The organism is Curtobacterium sp. UNCCL20 (assembly GCF_900101675.1).
Lineage (GTDB): Bacteria > Actinomycetota > Actinomycetes > Actinomycetales > Microbacteriaceae > Curtobacterium.
Genome location: NZ_FNKG01000002.1, coordinates 597,794 through 613,871, shown reverse-complemented (window position 1 = coordinate 613,871; position 16,078 = coordinate 597,794). Strand labels below are relative to the sequence as shown.

Annotated in this window: 6 protein-coding genes, 1 tRNA gene and 1 other RNA gene; 2 read left to right on the top strand and 6 right to left on the bottom strand. The window is 73.4% G+C overall.

Annotated elements, in window-relative coordinates:
* Window positions 1-99 precede the first annotated feature (99 nt).
* The 4 genes from recR to ffs all read right to left on the bottom strand — a co-directional run bounded on the left by recR (window position 100) and on the right by ffs (window position 11,430).
* On the bottom strand, window positions 100-699 hold the full coding sequence (gene recR, locus BLT36_RS12235) for a recombination mediator RecR (RefSeq protein WP_022908014.1): 600 nt from the start codon (window positions 697-699) through the stop codon (window positions 100-102).
* Window positions 699-3,407, bottom strand: a complete 2,709-nt coding sequence (locus BLT36_RS12230) for a DNA polymerase III subunit gamma and tau (RefSeq protein WP_092095459.1) — start codon at window positions 3,405-3,407, stop codon at window positions 699-701. Before BLT36_RS12230 ends, recR begins: the two co-directional genes overlap by 1 nt.
* A 142-nt stretch (window positions 3,408-3,549) precedes the next feature.
* Window positions 3,550-10,977, bottom strand: coding sequence for a choice-of-anchor G family protein (locus BLT36_RS12225; protein WP_092095457.1), 7,428 nt, complete (start codon window positions 10,975-10,977; stop codon window positions 3,550-3,552).
* 356 nt (window positions 10,978-11,333) lie between these two features.
* An RNA gene (gene ffs, locus BLT36_RS12220) (signal recognition particle sRNA small type) lies at window positions 11,334-11,430 on the bottom strand.
* Between the two features lie 37 nt (window positions 11,431-11,467).
* Between ffs and BLT36_RS12215 the strand changes: the two genes are divergently transcribed.
* A complete protein-coding gene (locus BLT36_RS12215; RefSeq protein ID WP_092095456.1) occupies window positions 11,468-12,142 on the top strand; it encodes an SDR family oxidoreductase in 675 nt (224 codons plus the stop codon).
* Between the two features lie 78 nt (window positions 12,143-12,220).
* On the opposite strand, the gene BLT36_RS12210 is transcribed toward BLT36_RS12215, so the two are convergent.
* Both BLT36_RS12210 and pta read right to left on the bottom strand, forming a co-directional pair.
* Window positions 12,221-13,417 (bottom strand): acetate/propionate family kinase, encoded by a 1,197-nt coding sequence (locus BLT36_RS12210; RefSeq protein WP_092095454.1) that lies wholly within the window; start codon window positions 13,415-13,417, stop codon window positions 12,221-12,223.
* A 50-nt stretch (window positions 13,418-13,467) separates the two neighbouring features.
* Window positions 13,468-15,576 (bottom strand): phosphate acetyltransferase, encoded by a 2,109-nt coding sequence (gene pta, locus BLT36_RS12205; RefSeq protein WP_092095452.1) that lies wholly within the window; start codon window positions 15,574-15,576, stop codon window positions 13,468-13,470.
* Window positions 15,577-15,698: 122 nt separating this feature from the next.
* On the opposite strand from pta, the gene BLT36_RS12200 reads away from it, so the two are divergent.
* Window positions 15,699-15,786: transfer RNA gene (locus BLT36_RS12200), tRNA-Ser, on the top strand.
* Window positions 15,787-16,078 lie beyond the last annotated feature (292 nt).

The following is a 16,078-nucleotide window of genomic DNA, read 5'->3' as shown; positions in this document are numbered from 1 at the left end:
ACGGGTTCGCGGTCTTGCAATGGTAGACGGTGTTTCGTGGATGTTGCGTCCGAGCGGTCGCAGACGCAACGATCCTGCGTGGCCGTGCCGGGCGGCCGATCAGCCGCCGACGACGCGGCGGCCCTCGAACGCCCGCCCGAGCGTGACCTCGTCGGCGTACTCGAGGTCGCCGCCGACGGGCAGACCGGACGCCAGGCGCGTGGTCCGGATCCCCATCGGCACGAGCAGGCGGCTGAGGTACGTCGCCGTCGCCTCGCCCTCGAGGTTGGGGTCCGTGGCGATGATGACCTCGTCGACGGTGCCGTCGGCCAGGCGCGTCATGAGCTGCTGGATGCGGAGGTCGTCCGGACCGATGCCGTCGATCGGGCTGATCGCGCCGCCGAGCACGTGGTAGAGCCCGCGGAACTCGCGCGTCCGCTCGATCGCGGCGACGTCCTTCGCCTCTTCCACGACGCAGATGACCGCCGGCGAACGACGGGGGTCGCGGCAGATGCTGCACTGCACGTTCTCGGTGACGTTGCCGCAGATCTCGCAGAAGCGCACGCGCTCCTTGACGTCCGCCAGGAGCTCGGACAGTCGGCTCGGGTCGAACGACTCGGTCTGGAGGATGTGGAACGCGATGCGCTGCGCCGACTTCGGTCCGATGCCGGGGAGGCGACCGAACTCGTCGATGAGGTCCTGCACGATGCCGTCGTACATCAGGCGCCTTCCTCGTGGAGGGAGGTCTCCTCGATGAACTGGGCATTGAGGATCTCACGCACCACGGCCTCGCCGTAGCGCCCCGCGACCGGGGTCCGACGGACCTGCGGGGCGGCCTGCTGGCGCGGCGCGGTCTGCTGACGTGGCGCGGCCTGCTGCTGCGCCTGCTCCGCCGGCGCGGTGGTCGGCTGGGCGGCCGGGGCGGTGCGGGCGGGTGCCGCAGCTGCGGCCCCGGCGGCTGCGTCCGGGTACGGCTCGCCGTCTCCGTAGGGGTCGTCGTCGAGCGGGTAGTCGTCGACCGGCACGTCCGGTGCGACGGGACCGCCTGGAGGCACTGCTGCCGTCGTCGACGCCGGTTGCGGTGCGCCGGTGGCCAGGGCTGAAGCGGGTCGCAGCTGCGCAGCCAGGGCCGCGTCCGCCGTCGGGTCGGAGACGATCTGGGCGGGTGCGACCGGTTCGCCCGTGTCCGTCGTACCGAACGGCGCGGACCACGAGGGCTCCACGGGTTCGGGCACGGCACCGGCGGTGGGGTCGGTCGCCGGGATCGCGGCGACGGCCCACTGGGTCACCGGTGCGCCGGAGGGCTCCGCCGCGGCTGCGGCGGCAGGGGGTTCCGGAGCGTGGGACGGGGACGGGGACGGCGCTACCTGCGGGGAACCGGCACGCTGCGCTGCCGGCGCGCTCGGCGCCGCGGACGGCGACGGCTCGGGGGCCGACGGCGGAGGGGCCGACTGCTGGGGCGCCGACGGCTGGGGCGCCGGAGCCTGCCGCGACGGTGCGCTCGGCTGCTGCGCCGGGGCCGGCGTCTGCCCACCGGTCGGCTGCGCGGGACGCTGCTGCCCCGGACCGCCCGGACCACGGGCGACGAACTTCACCCGGAGCCCGAGCACGTCGACGATCGCCGACCGGAGGAGCTCGCTGACGCTCGATTCCGGGTCGGACATCTCCTTGAACGATGCGACGTCCTGGTGGCTCGGGAAGGTCAGCGTGAGGACGTCCTCACGAAGCGCGGTGACCTGCGCGGTGACGACGACCGACCAGGCAGACCGCTTCGCGCGCTGGACGTGCTCGACGATCTGGGGCCACGCGTCGCGGAGCTGCTGGAACCCCACGGCGGCGATCGGCTGCACGGCGGGCTCGTCGCCGGCGGTCGTGCCCTGGCCCGTGGAGGACGCGTTCGCGGTGCCGCTCGGCGCGGGAGCCGGAGCGGGAGCGGGAGCGGGAGCAGCGGCCGACGGTGCGGGTGCAGGCGCTTCGGGGGCGCTCGGCACGGCGGCAGCCCAGGATGCCGCGGCCTGACGCGCGGCCGCACCCGGGTCTGCCGGTTCCGGCGCCGCGCCGGGCGCCTCGGTCGGGACGGCGGTCGGTGCCGGGGTCGCTGCTGCCGGGCGTTCCGGCGCTGCCTCGGGTCGCGGGGACTCCGCCGGTGCGGGCGCCGGAGCCGATGCGGTGCTCGACGGCGCTCCGGCGGACGCCGGCTCGGACGGAGCGGTGCGGGCAGCCGGGGGCAGGGTCTCCGGGCCGGCGTGGTGGCCGCCGGCGTCACCGACACCCACCCGCCGCTCGAGCCGCTCGACCCGGGCGAGGGCGCCGCGCTGGGTGTCGTCCGCCTCGGGCACGAGCATGCGCGCCGTCATGAGCTCGAGGTGGAGCCGGGGCGAGGTGGCGCCGGTCATCTCGGTGAGCGCACGGTTCGCGATGTCCGCCGCGCGGGACAGCCCGGTCGCGCCGAACACGCCGGCCTGGCGGGTCATGGTGTCGAGTTCTTCCGGGGAGACCCCGCGGAGCACTGCCGCCGCGCTCTCGTTCGTGGCCGCGACGACGATGAGGTCGCGGAGGCGCTCGAGCAGGTCCTCGACGAAGCGGCGCGGGTCCTGCCCGGTCTGCACGACGCGGTCGATCGCCGCGAAGGCCGATGCCGGGTCGGCCACCGCGAGCGCGTCCACGACGTCGTCGAGGAGCGCGGCGTCGGTGTACCCGAGGAGCGCGACGGCCCGCTCGTACGCGATCGCGCCGTCCTCGCTGCCGGCCATCAGCTGGTCGAGCAGGGAGAGGGTGTCGCGGACGGAGCCGCCACCGGCGCGGACGACCAGGGGCAGCACGCCCGGCGCGACCGTCACGGACTCCTGCGTGCAGAGCTGCTCGACGTACTCGAGCATCGCCGCGGGCGGCACGAGCCGGAAGGGGTAGTGGTGCGTCCGCGACCGGATCGTCCCGATGACCTTCTCGGGCTCGGTCGTCGCGAAGATGAACTTGACGTGCTCGGGCGGTTCCTCGACCAGCTTGAGGAGCGCGTTGAAGCCCTGCGGGGTCACCATGTGCGCTTCGTCGAGGATGAAGATCTTGTAGCGGTCACGTGCCGGCGCGAACACGGCCCGGTCGCGGAGGTCGCGGGCGTCGTCGACACCGTTGTGGCTGGCGGCGTCGATCTCGATCACGTCGAGCGAACCCGAGCCGCCGCGCGCGAGCTCGACACAGCTCGGGCACACACCGCACGGGGTGTCGGTCGGCCCCTCGGCGCAGTTGAGGCAGCGGGCCAGGATGCGGGCGGACGTCGTCTTGCCGCAGCCGCGCGGACCGCTGAACAGGTAGGCGTGGTTGACCCGGTTGGTGCGCAGGGCCGTCCGGAGCGGATCGGTGACCTGCGACTGTCCGATCAGCTCGGCGAAGTTCTCGGGCCGGTAACGGCGATACAGGGCGGTGACCACGCCCCAAGGGTAGCCGGGACGACCGACACCGTCGTCCCCCGCGCGACCATCTGTGGGGAGCGCGGTCCGGGGCGGAACGGCACCGCGCCTCCAGTCCGGGCAGATGCCGGACGGGAGGCGCAGTGCGGGCGGTGCTGCGGGGTCAGACGCGTCCACGGCGGCGGAGGCCGCGTGCCAGACGGGACAGGCCCAGCAGCAGGAACCCGAGGACCACCAGTCCACCGGCGGCACCGGCGAGCGGGGCGACGTCGGCGCCCGTGAAGGCAAGCCCACCGGTGCCTGAGCCGGCCCCGGTCCCGGTCACCGAGCCGTTGCCGGAACCGGTCGCGCCGGACCCGACCGGACCCGGCCCGCCGGGGAGCCCCGGAGCACCGGGTGCGCCCGGGGTCCCAGGAACACCCGGCGTGCCCGGCGTCCCCGGGTCGCTCGGACCGCCCGGTGTCCCGGCGGCGTCGACCACGACCGCGACCGACTGCACGGCCGAGGTCGCGCCGTCCACGGTCTGGGTGACGCGGATCGTGTGGCTCCCCACGCCGAGGCGGATGACGACCGCCCAGGCGCCGTCGGCGTCCGCCGTCGTCACGACCGGCGAGCCGTCGTCGGCCACGACCGTGACGGTCGCGCCCGGCTCGGCCGTGCCGGTGACCCGCCAGTCGACGTACCCGGCCGCCGAGGCAGCCTGGTGCGTGCCCGGCGTCGGCGAGGTGACCGCGAGCGGGTCGACGTCCGACACCACGACCGGCACGGGCTGCGACACGGTCGTCGTGCCGTTGACCGACTGCGACGCGGTGATCGTCCAGTCGCCCTCGGGCACCCGGTCGAAGGTCACGCTCCAGTCACCCTCGGCGTCGGCCGTGGTGACCCGCACCTGCCCGTCGGACAGCCGCACCGTCACCGTGGCACCCGGGGTGGCGTGCCCGGTGACCGTGATCGAGCCGGTGTCACCGGTGCCGTCGGCGGGGAAGAGCTGACCGGGGACCGGGTTCGTGATGGTCACGTCGGTCGGCTGGGCCGTGGTGACCCGGACCGTGCTCGTCACCGGCGCGGACGTCGCACCGGCGACGGTCTGGGTGACCGACACCGTGTGCGTGCCCGGCGGGACCTGGCCCACCGTGGCCGTCCACGAGCCGTCCGCTCCCGCGGTCGTCGTCGCGGTGCGTCCGTCGATGTCGACCGAGATCCGCGCGCCGGGTTCGGCGGTGCCGCTCACCGGGATCGACGTCGTCGCACCGGTGATCGGGAACGCCTGGCCGTCGGGCGGGCTGGTGACCCGGACCGGCGTGGCAGCGGCGACCGAGAACCCGACGGGTGCGGCGTTCGTGGTCGCACCGCCGACCGTCTGCGCGGCGGCGATCGTGTGCGTGCCGGTGCCGACCGACGGGACGGTGACCGCCCAGTCACCCTCGGCGTTCGCCGTCGTCGTGACGGGGGTCCCGCCGTCGACGCGGACCGAGACCGCCGCGTTCGGCTCGGAGACACCCGTGACGCGGACGTCGGTGGTGCCGCTGAGCACGCGGTACGCGGTGCCGTTCGCCGGCGAGGTGACCACGATCGCGTCCGCCTCGGCGACCTCGACCGTCACGTCCCGCTCGATCGGCGGCGACGTCGTGCCGCCCACCACCTGCGTGACGACGACGATGTGGGCGCCCTCGTCGAGCCCGGTGAGCTCGGTCGACCACGTGCCGTCCGAGCGGACCGGGACCTCGACGGGGTCGCGGTCGTCGGCCACGATCCGGACGACGCCGCCCGGCTGCCCCTGACCGCTGACCGGCAGGGTCGCGGTCGTGGTGCCGGCCGGGACGGTGACGGTGTCGCCGTCGGCCGGGGTGTCCACCGTCAGCGCCGCGCCGGGTGCGACCGTGAAGGTGGTCGACACGGCCGCGGAGGTCGAGCCGTCGACGGTCTGGGTGGCACGGATGGTGTGCTCCCCGGTGCCGACCCCGTCGAGGTCGACGGACCAGGTCCCGCCGGTGTTCGCCCGCACGGTCTGCGGGTCACCGCCGTCGATCGACACCCGGACGCTCGCTCCGGCCTGGGCCGCACCGTTCGCCGTGACGGTGGCGACGGAGTCCCGCTGCGCCACGCGCAGGGTCGATCCGTCCTCCGGGGTGGCGATCGTGATCGGGTCGGCGACCGTCACCCGGATGTCGACCGTGACCGGCGCGGACTCGGTGTCACCGATCTGCTGGGTCACGCTCACCGTGGTGCTGCCGGCGGGCACGTCCGGGACCGACACGGTCCAGTTCCCACCGCTGGTCGCGGTGGTGGACTCGCTGCGGCCGCCGCCGAGGTCGACCACGACGGTCGCACCCGGCTCGGCGGTACCGGCGACGTCGACCGTGGTGGTCGCGCCCGGGCCGGCGACGACGTACTCGTCACCGGTGGTCGGCTCCGAGATCCGGACGGGGGCACCGGCCGCGATCTCGAAGGTGGACTCGACGGGGGTGGTCGAGGTGGAGCCGTCGACCGTCTGCGTCACGAGCACGTCGTGCTTGCCGACGCCGAGGTCCGGGACGTCGACGGTCCAGGTGCCGTCGTCGCCCGCGGTCACCGTCACGGGGTCGCGGTCGTCGACGGTCACCGCCACGGTGGCGCCCGGCTCGGCGTCGCCGGCGACGGTCACGGTGGTCGTGGCGTCGCCGTCGGCGACCGTGATCGGGTCGTCGCCCGGCTGGCGGACGGTGAGGTCGGCCGCCGCCACGACGGACACCGGCCGCTCGACCGCTGCGCTCGTCGTGCCGCCGATCGACTGGGTCACCTCGGCCGTGTACGAGCCGGTCGGCACGTCCTCGACCGTCGTGGACCACTGCCCGTCGGCGCCGACCTCCGCGGTCGCGGAGCCGCCGTCGCCGAGGTCGACCGTGACGGTCGCGCCCGGCTGGCCGGTGCCCGCCAACGGGACGTCCGTCGTGGCGTCGTCGTCGGCGACGGTGACCGTGGTGGCCCGGGCCGGCGTGGTCACGGTGAGCGGCGAACCGGCGCGGACGGAGACGCCGGCGCTGACCGGCGCGGACGTCTGGCCGCCGACGACCTGGGTCGCGCGGACCGTGTGGTCCCCGACCGGGACGTCCCGGAAGGTGGTCTCCCAGGCGCCGTCCGTGTCGGCGGTCACCTCGTCGGAGGCTCCCGTCGACAGGGTCACCGTCACGGAGGCCCCGGCCTGGGCACGCCCTGCGGCGCGCACGTCGGCCGTGCCGGCGGCGTCCGCCACCGTCAGGACGTCGCCGTCCTCAGGCGTCGTCAGCGTCAGCGCGGTCCCGGCACGGACGGTGACGGTCTGCTCCGGACTGGAGGCAGTGGTGCCGTTCACCGTCTGGCTCGCGGTCAGCGTCGGGGTCCCGACACCCACCCCGTCGAAGGTCACGGTCCAGTCACCGTCGCCGTCCGCGGTGGTGGTCAGCACGGCTGCGCCGAGCTGCACCCGGACGGGCGCGTCGGCCGCGGCGGTACCGGTGACCGTCACGGGACGGGTGGCGTCGGCGTCCGGCACCAGGAGGACTGCGCCCGACCCGGGTGTCGAGATCGCCACGGCGTCCGCGGCCTCGAGCGTGACCGTCCGCGTCACCGGGTCGGACGTCGCCGGGTCGGAAACCGTCCCGGGCAGCGTCTGCGTGACCGCGACCGGGTGGTCGCCGACCCCGAGGTCGAAGCTGACCGACCAGGTGCCGTTCGGTGCGACCGTCGTCTCCTCGTCGTCGACGCCCGCGGTCGTCGCGGTCACCGAGGCACCGGGCTGACCGGTGCCGCTGACCGTCACGGCGCGCGTGACGTCCGGGCCGGCGACGGTGATCGGGTCGGTGCTCGGTGCCGTGACGGCGAGCGGGGTCGCGGTGACGACCTGGAACGTCGTCGGGATCGCGGACGTGTCCGCTCCCCCGACCGTCTGGGTCGCGTTCACCGTGTAGGTCCCCACCGGAGCGAGACCGGTGGCGTCCACGGTCCACGCCCCGGAGGCGTCGGAACGGGTCGTGAACCGGGTGTCCGGGCCGAGCGACACCGTGACGTCCGCGTTCGCAGCGGCCGTGCCCGAGATCGGGACGGTGGCGGTGGCGTCGCCGTCGACCACCACGAAGCGCGAGCCGACGGCGGGCGAGTCGATGGTGATCGCCGTCCCGGTCACGACGGTGAACGCCCGCGTGACGGTCGGACCCGTCGTCCCGTTCACGGTCTGCACGGCCGCGACGGTGTGGTCGCCGATCCCGAGCTGCAGCGGGTCGGTGGCCCACTCGCCGGACGCGTCGGCCACGACCTCGACGGGGTCGCCGTCGTCGAGCGTGACGGCGACGGTCGCGCCGGGTTCGGCCGTGCCGCGGACCACGACGCCGGCCTGGTCGTCGGCACCGGCCGGGACCACCTGTGCGTCGGTCGGTGAGTCGATGACGAGGTCCTCCCCGACCGCGATCGTGAAGTCACGGTCGATCGCCGTCGAGGTCTCGTCGCGCACGGTCTGCGTGACGGCCGCGGTGTGGTCGCCCGTGCCGACGTCCGGCAGCGTGACGGACCACGTCCCGTCGGTGCCCGCGGTCGTGGTGACCGGGCCGCCGTCGTCGAGGACGACGCGGATCCCGGCGCCGGGCTGCGCGGTCCCGGAGACCGTGACGTCGAGGGTCGAGTCGTCCGTCGCGACCGCGGTCGTCGCGCCCTGCGTCGGGGCGGTGACGACCAGGTCGGCACCGGCGGCGACGGTCACGACCTGCTGGACCGCTGGCGACGTGGTGCCGCCCACCGTCTGCGTGACCGAGATCGTGTGGCGCCCGACCGGCACGTCCTGCACCGTGGCGGCCCAGTCCCCGTCGTCGTCCGCCGTGGCGGTCGCCGTGCGGCCGCCACCGAGCGACACCGCGATCGCGGCACCCGGCTCGGCGGTGCCGGTCAGGTCGAGGTCCGTCGTGGTGTCCGCGTCGAGCACGGTCACCGTCGCGCCGGGGGCCGGCGTGGTGATCGTGACCGGAGCACCGGCGGCGACGGTGAAGTCGGAGGTCACCGGGCCGGAGACCGTGCCATCGACCGTCTGTCGAGCGGTCGCGGTGCGGTCGCCGACCGGGACGCCCTGGAACGTGGCCCGCCAGTCGCCGTCGTCGTCCGCGGTGACGGTGGCGGTGAAGGACCCGCCGATGCCGACCGTGACCTGCGCGTTCGGGGCTGCGGTACCGGACACCGTCACCGGCGTCGTGGACGTGGTGTCCGCGACGGTGATGGTGCTGTCGGCCTCCGGCGCGGTGATCCGCAGTGCCGGCGCAGCGGTGACCGTGAAGTCACGCGTGACCGGGTCGCTCGTCGAGGCACCGACCGTCTGGGTCACGCTCGCCCGGTAGTCCCCCGCGGGGACGCCGGTGATCGTCGCCGACCAGGAACCGTCCGCGTTCGCGGTGGTGGTCGCCGTCCGGTCGCCACCGTTGACGGACACGTCGATGCGGGCGCCCGGCTGGGCGCTGCCGGTGATCGGCACGTCACGGGTGTCACCGGCGAGCGGGAAGTCCTGGTCCGGCGTCGGGGTGTCGATCGTCAGACCGGCGGCGGCGGCGACCCGGAACGCCCGGGTGACCGGTGCCGAGGTGGTGTCGCCGACGGTCTGCGTGACGCTCGCCGTCTGCGCGCCCACCGGCACGCCCGGCACCGTGACGCTCCAGGCGCCGCTGCCGTTCGCCGTGCCGGTGGCGGTGCGCCCGCCGCCGAGGTCGACGTCGATCCGGGCGTTGGCGGTCGAGGTGCCCGTCAGGGTCACCGGCGTCGTGGTGCCGGTGGTGGTGAAGGTCTGACCGACCGTCGGCGTCGTGATCGTCAGGGGCTGCTGCGCGACGACGGAGAAGGCACGCGTGGCGGTGCCCGCTGCCGTCCCACCGACGGTCTGCGTCGCCGTGGCGGTGAAGTCGCCGACCGGGACGTTCGCGATGGTGGTGCTCCACGTGCCGTTCGCTGCGACCGTCGCCGTGCCGGAGCGGCCGCCGCCGAGGCTCACGGCGATCGACGCACCGGGCTCACCGGCGCCGGTGACCGTGACGCTGCGGGTCGAGGTGGCCGTCGCGACGCTGAACACCTGGTTCGCCGTCGGTGTCGCGATCGTCGGTGCGACGAACGCCGCCGCGCGCACCGTCGAGGTGGCGAGGTCCACCGTCGCGACGTTCGCGCCGGGCAGGACCGACAACCGCAGGGCGTGCACGCTCCGCGAGCCCGGGTCGTACCCGCGGGCGTCGCGGAATCCGGTGGTGGTGTCCTGCGCGTTCACGGTGAGGTCGATGACCTGGCGGAGCAGGAGCACGACCGGCGACAGGAGCGTGGCGACGCCGCTGATCGTGGTCGTCAGCGTGGTGCCGAGCGCGGTCAGGGCGGAACCGCCGACCAGCGGACGGAGCGCGGTCTGCAGGGTGGGGACCACGGTGCCGCTGACCACGGGCGCGAGGACGACGCCGAGGTTCAGCCCGAGGAGCGAGCCCGTGGTCGAGATCGTCGGGGTCGCGGTGGAGGTCCCGGCGAGCGCCCCGAGGGTCGTGTCGGCGCGGATCCCGAGCGCCACGGTCGCGAGACCGAGGGCGCGGACGTTCGCCGTGACGTTGACGGTCACGGCGGTCGAGTTGATCGTGTTGACCACCGCGGTCTGCAGGGCCGTCGGGAGCTGCGTCCCGAGGATGGTCGCGATGCTCTGGTTGATCGAGTTCACCGCAGCCGTGGTGAGCACGGGGGTGTTCGCCGGCTGGCCGTTGAGCGCGGTGAGCTTGTCCAGGTCGACCGTGATCGACCCGTTCGACGGGGTGATCGTCACCGCACCGTCCGTCAGCGGCTGCTGCAGGACCTGCGTCAGCGTGCCGTCGAGGTTGAGGTTCGCCGTGGCCGACACCGTCGTGCCGTTGACCGAGACGAGTCCGCCCACCGCGGGCCCGAGCAGGTCCTGGATCTGCGAGGTGATCGCGCCCGTCGTCCCGGAGAGCACGCCTCCGGACCCCAGCACGTTGTTGACCGAGGTCGAGACTGCCCGGAGCTGGGTCCGGAGCGACGTCGACAGGCCGGCGACCGCGGGGCTCGTCAGGTTCAGGTTGGCGCTGGCGATCCGGTAGTCGCTCGACGTCTCGACGGTGGTGCCGCGCGTGGCCGACAGCGTCGACGCGAGGGCACCGACCTGCAGCTGGGCGTTCGAGAGCACCGCCGTGTCCGCACCCACGCGGGAGAACAGCGGGTTGAGGTCCAGCGTGGCTGCGCTCGTGCCGGTCCCGGTACCGACGCCGATGCCGCCGTCGTTGGTCAGCAGGCCGGAGGACGCGGTCGCGCCGTTCGCCGAGGTCGTGGCGTACTGGCCGTCGACCCCGAGCGTCAGGATGCCGTTCGTCCCGATCAGGTTGACGTCGTTGCCGAGGTCGACCCCGACGGCGTTGAGCGCGGTGAGGTTGAGCGGCTGGTTCGTGGTGCCGCCGCCCGTGGTCGCTCCGCGGGCCGAGTAGGCGCCGCCGAGCTGGGCGATGTCGTCCACGTTCACGATGCCGGAGCCGCCGAGCAGCACGCCCTCGGCCTCGGACACGTCGGTCTGGGCTGCCGCTGCGGGTTGGATCGCCACGGTGGCGGCGATCAGCGCCGTCACCGTGGCGATGACGCCGCCGCGCAGGAGGAGACGCCGATCGTCCGATGCTCGTCGTCGAGCTCGGCCGCCAGCACCGATGATCCGTCGTGTCCAGTCGTTCGCTGTCGCGGGTACAGGGGTACCCCGAAGCGACGCGTGCCTGCGCATGCGTGTCTCTTTTCCTGGCGGGCGCACCCACCACCTGATCCGGACTCCTCCGCTGGTGAGGCGGTGGAGGTTCAGGAACCCTGGTTGGGAGTTCCTGGAGGTGATCTTTACACACGATCAGGTTCGTGTCCGCACGTCGTGACGAAAAGGTGACGATCGGTGTCGGAGAGCGCAGCGCACCGGTCCGCAGCACGCGGCCCGGTGGAGACGAAGAAGACTCCTCACGCACCCGCCAGAGCCCGGTTACCCTTGCTGCGTTTCCGCCCTGGGGGAGTTGGCCTGGATGGCGTCACGTGAGGAGCCGCCGAACAGTCTACCGGACGGAGCGGGCACAATCGGACACATGAAGATCGCCATCGCCGGAGGACACGGCAAGATCGCCCTCCACCTCGCCCGCCTGATCACGGACGCCGGCCACGACGCCGTCGCCATCGTCCGGAACCCCGCGCACGTCGAGGACGTGGAGCAGCAGGGTGCCTCCGCGATCGTCGCCGACCTCGAGCAGCTCGACGACGACGAGCTCGCGCTCCGCCTCCGCGGTGTGGACGCCGTGGTGTTCGCCGCCGGTGCCGGGCCGAACAGCGGCGCCGAGCGGAAGCTGTCGCTCGACCGGGACGGCGCGATCCTGCTCGCCGACGCGGCGGAGCGGGTCGGCATCCGACGCTACGTGATGATCTCGGCGATGGCGGCCGACACCTACGACCCCGAGCGCGCCGTCGTGCCCGCCCGCAGCGAGGCCGACGTGTTCCAGGTGTACCTCCGTGCGAAGGCCGAGGCGGACGCGAACCTCCGCGCGCGCAGCCTGCGCTGGACGATCGTCCGGCCCGGCGGCCTGCTCGACACGCCCGCGCAGGGCACGGTGGACGTCGGTCGTACCGTTCCGCGCGGGACCATCCCGCGCGTGGACGTCGCGGCCGTGGTGCTGCACGCCCTGCTCGACGACACCGCCGTCGGCGTCCAGTTCGAGGTCACCAGCGGCGACACCCCGATCCCCGCGGCCCTCGCCGCACTCGGCTGAGCGGTGCCGGTGCCGGCGCCGGCGCCGGCACCAACGCCTGCGCCAGTGCCCGCGCCAGCGCCAGCGCGCACCCCGGCGCTACAGCGCGACCGCAGCCGACTGCCGGGCGATCTCGAGCTCCTCGTTCGTCGGGATGACGAGCACCGCGACACGTGAGCCGTCCGTGGAGATGCGCCGCGCCTCCCGTGAGGCCAACTCGTTGCGGTCGGGGTCGATCTCGATCCCGAGGTGCTCGAGCCCGGCGAGCACGCGCCGGCGCAGCAGCGCGTTGTTCTCCCCCACGCCTGCGGTGAAGACGACCGCGTCGAGCCCGCCGAGCTGTGCCGTGTAGGCGCCGACGTACCGGCGGATGCGGTGCCGGTACACGGCGAGCGCCGCCTCGGCCTCGTCGTCGCCGTGCAGGGCGGCGTCCTGCACGTCGCGCATGTCGCCGTTGCCGGTGAGCCCGAGCAGCCCGGACTCCTTGTTGAGCATCGTGTCGAGCTCGTCGAAGGACAGCCCCGCCTCGCGGTGGAGGTGGATGAGGACCGCCGGGTCGAGGTCACCGGAGCGGGTGCCCATCACGAGCCCTTCGAGCGGGGTCAACCCCATCGAGGTCTCGATCGACTTCCCACCGTCGATCGCCGCGGCGGACGCCCCGTTGCCGAGGTGCAGCACGATCGTCTTGAGTTCGCCGAGGGGCCGGTCGAGGAACACCGCCGCCTGCTCGGAGACGTACTTGTGGCTGGTGCCGTGCATGCCGTACCGGCGGATCGCGTACTTCGCCGCGAGGTCCGCGGGGATCGCGTACGTGTACGCGTGCGGGGGCATCGTCTGGTGGAACGCGGTGTCGAAGACGGCGACCTGCGGCACGTCCGCGAAGACCTGCTTCGCCGCACGGATGCCGGAGAGGTTGGCCGGGTTGTGGAGCGGCGCGAGGCTGCTGAGTTCCTCGATCTGCCGTTCGACGTCGTCGGTCACGACCGTGGCCGCGTCGAAGGTGGTCCCGCCGTGCACGACGCGGTGCCCGACCACGGCCGGTGGGTACTCGTCGAACGACGGGCCCACCTTGCCGAATGCGTCGATCATCGCCTGGAACCCGGCGGCGTGGTCCGGGACGGCCGCCGAGTCGTTCGACGACGACTCCCCCGTCAGTGCGTTGGTGTGCTTCCACGCGCCCGTCGACTCGCCGATGCGCTCCACCAGGCCGGAGGCGAGCGTCCGCTCCCCCTCGAGCTCGATGAGCTGGTACTTGAACGAACTCGAACCGGAGTTCACGACGAGGGCTGCGGTCACGGGATGGTCGCTTTCTGTTGGTGCCTGGAGGCGCGGTGCGGGTCGGGCGGTCAGGCCGCGTCGGACGCGGTGCCGGCCTGGATCGCCGTGATGGCGACCGTGTTCACGATGTCGCCGACGAGCGCCCCGCGGGAGAGGTCGTTGATGGGCTTGCGCAGGCCCTGGAGTACCGGACCGATCGCGACGGCGCCGGCCGAACGCTGCACGGCCTTGTAGGTGTTGTTGCCGGTGTTGAGGTCCGGGAAGATGAACACCGTCGCCCGGCCCGCGACCGGCGAGTCGGGCATCTTGGTGCTCGCCACCGTCGGGTCGGCGGCGGCGTCGTACTGGATCGGGCCCTCGACGAGCAGGTCGGGTCGACGCTCGCGGACGAACGCCGTGCCCGCCCGGACCTTGTCGACGTCCGCGCCGGTGCCGCTGTCGCCGGTCGAGTAGCTGAGCATCGCCACGCGCGGGTCGATGCCGAACTGCGTCGCGGTCTCGGCGGACGAGATCGCGATGTCCGCGAGCTGCTCGCTCGTCGGGTCCGGGATGACCGCGCAGTCGCCGTAGACCAGGACCCGGTCGGCGAGGGCCATCAGGAACACGCTCGACACGATCGAGGTGTCCGGGCGGGTCTTGATGATCTCGAAGGACGGCCGGATGGTGTGCGCGGTGGTGTGCTTCGCGCCGGAGACCATGCCGTCGGCGAGGCCGAGCTGGACCATGAGCGTGCCGAAGTAGGACACGTCGGTGACGGTGTCGCGGGCCAGCTCGATGCTCATGCCCTTGTGCGCGCGGAGTTTCGTGTACTCCTCGGCGAAGCGTTCGCGGAGCTCGGGGTCGAACGGGCTGACGAGCTGCGCAGCGTCGAGGTCGAGGCCGAGCTCGGTCGCCCGGGTCCGGATCGCAGCGGGGTCGCCGAGGATCGTCAGCTCGCACACCTGTCGCTGCAGCAGCGTCGAGGCGGCACGGAGGATGCGGTCGTCGTCCCCCTCGGGCAGGACGATGCGCTTCCCGTACCCGCGGGCACGGTCGAGCAACCCGTGCTCGAACATGAGCGGGGTGACCACGCCGGACGGGGTGAGCTGGAGCCGGTCGCGCAGGGCATCGGCGTCGACGTGCTGCTCGAAGAGCGCGAGCGCGAGGTCGGCCTTCCGCGGTGAATCCGCGGCGAGCCGGCCACGCGTCTGGGTGATGCGGAGCGCGGTGTCGTACGTCCCGAGGTCGTTCTGGGCGATCGGCAGGGAGCTCGACAGCCCCTCGAGCAGCCGGGAGATCTGCGGCGCCGTCTCGAACCCGCCGTTGAGGATCACGCCGGCGAGGCTCGGGAAGGTCTCGGACTGGTTCGCCAGGAGGGTGGCGATGAGGACGTCGCTGCGATCGCCCGGCACCACCACGATGCCGCCCTCGATCAGGCGCGGCAGCACGTTCTCCATGCTCATGCCGGCGACCACGGTGCCCAGCGCCTCGCGGTCGAGGAGTGCTTCGTCGCCACGGACGAGGGTCGCCCCCGTCGCCGCCAGCAGGGCTCGGACCGTGGGGGCCACGAGCACGCGGTCCTCGGGGATGGCCCACACCGGGACGTCCGGGTGGTCGTCGTGCACGGCGTGCCCGACGCTGGACACGATCTCGGCGAGGGCGTCCGGGTCGGCGCGGTTCACGATGACGCCGAACAGCTGGGCGTGCGCCGCGCGGAGCTCGCTCGTCGTCACGTCGGCGACCTGCGCCATCGCTTCGGGCGTGCGGGCGGCGCGCTCGGCGGCGTCGCGGCCACCGAGCACGAGGAGCACGGGGGCGCCGAGGTTGACCGCGACCTTCGCGTTGAAGGAGAGCTCGGTGGGGCTGCCGACGTCGGTGTAGTCCGAGCCGAGCACCACGACCGCGTCGCACTGCCGCTCGACCTGGGCGAACCGCGTCACGATCGTCGCGAGGGCGGCGTCCGGGTCGGCGTGCACGTCGTCGTAGGTCACGCCCACGGCGTCGTCGTAGGAGATGCCGACCGCGGTGTGCTGGAGCAGGAGCTCGAGCACGTAGTCCGGTTCGTCGACCGACCGGGCGACCGGGCGGAACACGCCGACCCGTCCGACCGAGCGTGCGAGGGTCTCGAGGACACCGAGCGCGACGGTGCTCTTGCCCGTGTGTCCTTCTGCTGACGTGATGTAGATGCGGGTCGACACGGACCCAGGGTAGCCGCGCCCTTGTCGTGACAACTGGGAGCGGACGGGCCTGTGGAGAGCGGTGGTCATCCACACCCGCGAAGACCTGTACCATAGGGTGTCGTCATCGCGAGATGGCGCCAGGAGAATTCGCCTAGTGGCCTATGGCGCACGCTTGGAAAGCGTGTTGGGTGCAAGCCCTCGGGGGTTCGAATCCCCCATTCTCCGCCAGTAGCAGTTGGGTGCGCGCGCAGCACCCAACTGCGGGGTTCGAATCCCCCATTCTCCGCCAGTAGCAGTCGGGTGCGCGCGCAGCCCCCGGGCCCCCGGGACCGATCGGTCCCGGGGGCTTCGTCGTCCGAGGACCTGTCTCGTCTCGACCTCCCGCGCGTGACGGCCACAGTGGTCCCCCACCCGGCGGACCACGCTGCACCCCGTTCCCCATGGACTGGCCCCGAAACGACGCCGCGGGGTGGAACGGGCTGTCCCCGATACCCGTCGGTCGCCTAGACTGCCCAGACGG